Raw genomic sequence first — 6392 nt, forward strand, 5'->3', positions numbered from 1 at the left:
CAACTCTGTCAGACGTTATGACGAAGAATACAAAGCCTATTACCAGAAGAAGTGTCAAGAAGTACCAAAAAACAAACATAAACGAGCTCTCGTCTTAACTGCTAGAAAATTTGTGCGTCTGGTGGATGTGCTACTACGCAACCGCCAACTCTATACGCCACCAAGGAGGCTTATGGAAGATACCTATTAGGATCTGCACACTCCTTGAAAATCTAGTGAAAACTGGTTGAAAAACATCATTTTTCGCTAGCTCTTTTCAGTGCGCCCTTTTTTCTGAAAAAAAGAGTAACTGCTCAGAACTTTGAACTTGACTTTTCACCACTAGACTTTCTAGTCATAGGATGACTGTGGCGATACTCGATGGAAATCAATTCTACAGTTTTAGTTTATCTTTTAGCACTGTGTTAGCTCGTCTTGCCTTACTTATTTGAAACATTCTTCGAAAGTTTTAGCAGCAAGCTCAAAATCTCTCCCAAAGATTTGAGCTGTCTGCGACTCGCTGTCTTGGACTAAAAGTAAACTACTACTTATTTCATTTTAAAATCTGACTAGGCAAGCCGATGAAGGTTGAACTTAAGTTCACCAAAGAGGTTTAACAACGTTCAGTTTTTGAACTGCATAGAGTATAAAAGACTATAATGGGAGGGCTTCACTAACACCAGATTTGTATTTCCAATGAGTATAAGAGAAATAATAAAAATTGTGAAAGAATCACAAAATTAAACTTTTATATAATAGAATAATGATTATAGTTCTATTATAAGGTTTTTTAGTAAAATTTCAAGAATCTACAACAAAAACGAGGTTTCAAAACCTCGTTTTTTAATGCTTAGATGAATTATTTTTCATCTTCTTTTTTTCGGCGAGAACGTACACTAGCTAACAACAATATAAGGGCTAAACCGGTTGCTACAAGGGTTTGACTAGATTCTTCACCTGTATTTGGTAATTGACCTGCCTGGGATTTATTACCAGTTGATTCAGTCAAATTGCTTGAAGCAGTCTCTTGATTGGAGACTTTGGATGAGCCTGCAACTCGCTTGTTACCATTATTGGTATCAGGTTTTGTTGCCGATTTGTCACCATTCTTGCGTCCGATTGGATTAATAGCTTCAATCACTGCAAATCCTGCATCTTTAGCGGAAGTCACAGCAGCATTGCTAGTAGCAGCATTAATCTCAGATTTCGCCCTTCCTGCTTCAATGTCTACTTGAGACTTAGCAGCGGATTTCTCTTCGTCTGTGAGATCCGTACGGGCATCTATTTCGTCCTTCTTCGCTTGGGCAGCATCATCGATAGCTTTCTTAGCGGCATCCTTCGTTACCGGAGATGGGTTTACTGAGTTGATATCCGATACTCCTGCATCTTTAGCGGAAGTCACGCCATCGTTGGTTGTTGCTAAATCAATAGCTTTCTTAGCTTCATTCGCTTTAGAGTCAACTTCTGATTTAGCTGTTAATTTTTCTTCATCTGTAAGGTCAGAACGAGAATCAATCTCAGCTTTCTTATCCTTAACGGCGTCGTCAACAGCTGCTTTAGCTGCTTCCTTGGCTACTGGAGATGGATTCACTGAGTTAATATCTGTTACGCCTGCGTCTTTGGCAGATGATACACCAGCGTTGGTTGTCGCTAAATCAATAGCTTTCTTCGCGTCAGTGGCTTTAGAGTCAACATCGGATTTAGCTGTTGATTTTTCTTCATCTGTTAAATCAGTGCGCCCATCTATCTCGTCTTTCTTAGCTTGTGCAGCTTCATCGATCTCTTTCTTAGCGGCATCCTTCGCTACTGGAGATGGGTTTACTGAGTTGATATCCGATACTCCTGCATCTTTAGCGGAAGTCACGCCATCGTTGGTTGTTGCAGCGTCAATTGCTTTCTTAGCATCATTGGCTTTAGCATCTACCTCAGACTTAGCAGCGGTTTTTTCTTCATCAGTAAGGTCAGGACGAGCATCAATCTCAGACTTCTTAGCTTGAGAAGCTTCGTCGACCGCTGCTTTAGCCGCTTCCTTGGCTACTGGCTCTGGGGTCACTGACTTAATATCCGATACTCCTGCATCTTTAGCGGAAGTCACGCCATCGTTGGTTGTCGCATCATCAACAGCTTTCTTAGCGACATTAGCTTTGGTATCAACCTCAGACTTAGCGGTTGCCTTCTCTTCGTCAGTTAGATCTGAGCGTCCGTCGATCTCTGCTTTCTTCGCTGCTGCTGCGTCATCGATGGCTTGCTTAGCTACTGGCTTAGCTACTGCATCTGGATTTTCTGCTTTAATCGCATCAACTCCTGAATCCTTCGCCGCTGTTACATCCGCATCTGTCTTCGCTGCATCTACTGCGTCTTTTGCTTTGGTTGCTTCTGCATCAACCTCAGACTTAGCAGCTGATTTCTCTTCGTCTGTAAGGTCAGATCGAGCGTCAATCTTAGACTTCTTCGCTTGGGCAGCTTCGTCAATAGCTGCTTTAGCCGCTTCCTTGGCTACCGGAGATGGATTTACTGTGTTAATGTCTTTTACACCAGTGTCTTTGGTAGATGATACAGCATCGTTGGTTGTTGCTAAATCAATAGCTTTCTTAGCGACAGTTGCTTTGGTATCAACCTCAGACTTAGCGGTTGCCTTCTCTTCGTCTGTGAGATCAGGACGAGCATCAATCTCAGACTTCTTGGCTTGGGCAGCTTCGTCAATAGCTGCTTTAGCCGCTTCCTTGGCTACTGGAGATGGATTTACTGAGTTAATATCTGTTACGCCTGCGTCTTTGGCAGATGATACAGCATCGTTGGTTGTCTCATCATCAACAGCTTTCTTAGCGACAGTGGCTTTAGAATCAACTTCTGATTTAGCAGCTGCCTTCTCTTCGTCTGTGAGATCGGGACGAGCATCAATCTCAGACTTCTTGGCTTGAGCAGCGTCATCGATCGCTTTCTTAGCGGCATCCTTGGCCACCGGAGATGGATTTACTGAGTTTATGTCTGTTGCACCAGCATCCTTAGCGGAAGTTACTCCAGCGTTGGTTGTCGCAGCGTCGATCGCTTGTTTGGCTTGGTCAGCCTTAGTATCAACCTCAGACTTAGCAGCTGATTTCTCCTCGTCTGTAAGGTCAGATCGAGCGTCAATCTTAGACTTCTTCGCTTGGGCAGCTACGTCAATAGCTGCTTTAGCCGCTTCCTTGGCTACTGGAGATGGATTTACTGAGTTAATATCTGTTACGCCTGCGTCTTTGGAAGATAACACACCAGCGTTGGTTGTCGCTAAATCAATAGCTTTCTTCGCGTCAGTGGCTTTGGTATCAACCTCAGACTTAGCGGTTGCCTTCTCTTCGTTCGTCAAGTCATCACGACCGTCGATCTCTGCTTTCTTCGCTGCTACTGCGTCATCGATGGCTTTCTTAGCGGCATCCTTGGCTACCGGAGATGGATTTACTGAATTGATATCTTTCACACCAGCATCCTTAGAGGAAGTTACTCCAGCGTTGGTAGTTGCTAAATCAATAGCTTTCTTCGCGTCAGTGGCTTTAGAATCAACTTCTGATTTAGCTGTTGATTTTTCTTCATCTGTTAAATCAGTGCGCCCATCTATCTCGTCTTTCTTAGCTTGTGCAGCTTCGTCAATAGCTGCTTTAGCCGCTTTCTTGGCTACTGGAGATGGATTTACTGAGTTAATATCTGTTACGCCTGCGTCTTTGGCAGATGATACAGCATCGTTGGTTGTCGCATCATCAACAGCTTTCTTAGCGACAGTTGCTTTAGAATCAACTTCTGATTTAGCTGTTGATTTTTCTTCATCTGTTAAATCAGTGCGCCCATCTATCTCGTCTTTCTTAGCTTGGGCAGCATCATCGATCGCTTTCTTAGCGGCATCCTTGGCTACTGGAGATGGATTTACTGAGTTGATATCCGATACTCCTGCATCTTTAGCGGAAGTCACACCATCGTTGGTTGTTGCGTTATCGATGGCTTTCTTCGCGTCAGTGGCTTTAGAATCAACTTCTGATTTAGCTGTTGATTTTTCTTCATCTGTTAAATCAGTGCGCCCATCTATCTCGTCTTTCTTAGCTTGGGCAGCATCATCGATCGCTTTCTTAGCGGCATCCTTGGCTACTGGAGATGGATTTCCTGAGTTAATATCTGTTACGCCTGCGTCTTTGGAAGATGATACACCAGCGTTAGTTGTTGCAGCGTCGATTGCTTTCTTAGCTTCATTCGCTTTAGAGTCAACATCTGATTTAGCTGTTGATTTTTCTTCATCTGTTAAATCAGTGCGCCCATCTATCTCATCTTTCTTAGCTTGTGCAGCATCATTGATCGCTTTCTTAGCTTCATCCTTAGCCACTGGAGATGGATTCACTGAGTTTATGTCTGTTACACCAGTGTCTTTGGCAGATGATACAGCATCGTTGGTTGTCGCATCATCAACAGCTTTCTTAGCGACAGTTGCTTTGGTATCAACCTCAGACTTAGCGGTTGCCTTCTCTTCGTCTGTGAGATCAGTACGGGCATCTATTTCGTCCTTCTTCACTTGAGCAGCATCATCGATAGCTTTCTTAGCGGCATCCTTCGTTACCGGAGATGGGTTTACTGAGTTGATATCCGATACTCCTGCATCTTTAGCGGAAGTCACGCCATCGTTGGTTGTTGCTAAATCAATAGCTTTCTTAGCTTCATTCGCTTTAGAGTCAACTTCTGATTTAGCTGTTAATTTTTCTTCATCTGTAAGGTCAGAACGAGAATCAATCTCAGCTTTCTTATCCTTAACTGCGTCGTCAACAGCTGCTTTAGCTGCTTCCTTGGCTACTGGAGATGGATTCACTGAGTTAATATCTGTTACGCCTGCGTCTTTGGCAGATGACACACCAGCGTTGGTTGTCGCTAAATCAATAGCTTTCTTCGCGTCAGTGGCTTTAGAGTCAACATCGGATTTAGCTGTTGATTTTTCTTCATCTGTTAAATCAGTGCGCCCATCTATCTCGTCTTTCTTAGCTTGTGCAGCTTCATCGATCGCTTTCTTAGCGGCATCCTTGGCTACCGGAGATGGGTTTACTGTGTTGATAGCTGTGATGCCTGCATCTTTAGCGGAAGTCACACCATCGTTGGTTGTTGCGTTATCGATGGCTTTCTTCGCGTCAGTGGCTTTAGAATCAACTTCTGATTTAGCTGTTGATTTTTCTTCATCTGTTAAATCAGTGCGCCCATCTATCTCGTCTTTCTTAGCTTGGGCAGCATCATTGATCGCTTTCTTAGCAGCATCCTTGGCTATCGGAGATGGGTTTACTGAGTTGATATCCGATACTCCTGCATCTTTAGCGGAAGCCACGCCATCGTTGGTTGTCGCATCATCAACAGCTTTCTTAGCGACATTAGCTTTGGTATCAACCTCAGACTTAGCGGTTTCCTTCTCTTCGTCAGTTAGATCTGAGCGTCCGTCGATCTCTGCTTTCTTCGCTGCTACTGCGTCATCGATGGCTTTCTTAGCGGCATCCTTGGCTACCGGAGATGGATTTACTGTGTTGATAGCTGTGATGCCTGCATCTTTAGCGGAAGTCACACCATCGTTGGTTGTTGCGTTATCGATGGCTTTCTTCGTGTCAGTGGCTTTAGAATCAACTTCTGATTTAGCTGTTGATTTTTCTTCATCTGTTAAATCAGTGCGCCCATCTATCTCGTCTTTCTTAGCTTGTGCAGCATCATTGATCGCTTTCTTAGCTTCATCCTTAGCCACTGGAGATGGATTCACTGAGTTTATGTCTGTTACACCAGTGTCTTTGGCAGATGATACAGCATCGTTGGTTGTCGCATCATCAACAGCTTTCTTAGCGACAGTTGCTTTGGTATCAACCTCAGACTTAGCGGTTGCCTTCTCTTCGTCTGTGAGATCAGGACGAGCATCAATCTCAGACTTCTTGGCTTGGGCAGCTTCGTCAATAGCTGCTTTAGCCGCTTCCTTGGCTACTGGAGATGGATTTACTGAGTTAATATCTGTTACGCCTGCGTCTTTGGCAGATGATACAGCATCGTTGGTTGTCGCATCATCAACAGCTTTCTTAGCGACAGTTGCTTTGGTATCAACCTCAGACTTAGCTGCGTCTTTCTCTTCCTTCGTCAAGTCATCACGACCGTCGATCTCTGCTTTCTTCGCTGCTGCTGCGTCATCAATGGCTTGCTTAGCTGCTGGCTTAGCTACTGGAGATGGATTTTCTGCTTTAATCGCATCAACTCCTGAATCCTTCGCCGCTGTTACATCCGCATCTGTTTTAGCCGCATCTACTGCGTCTTTTGCTTTGGTTGCTTCTGCATCAACCTCAGACTTAGCTGCGTCTTTCTCTTCCTTCGTCAAGTCATCACGACCGTCGATCTCTGCTTTCTTCGCTGCTGCTGCGTCATCGATGGCTTGCTTAGCT

General features: G+C 44.2%; 1 protein-coding gene and 1 pseudogene. One reads left to right on the forward strand and one right to left on the reverse strand.

Features of this window, described 5'->3' with window-relative positions:
- Window positions 1–190 (forward strand): annotated as a pseudogene (locus I1A59_RS08840) (IS110 family transposase); the annotation flags it as partial.
- A gap of 648 nt (window positions 191–838) precedes the next feature.
- Here I1A59_RS08840 and I1A59_RS08845 read toward each other — a convergent pair.
- The coding region (locus tag I1A59_RS08845; protein ID WP_196092411.1) for a DUF1542 domain-containing protein at window positions 839–6392 on the reverse strand (5554 nt) is incomplete at its 5' end.

The sequence above is a fragment of the Streptococcus sp. NLN76 genome, assembly GCF_015686645.1.
GTDB lineage: Bacteria > Bacillota > Bacilli > Lactobacillales > Streptococcaceae > Streptococcus.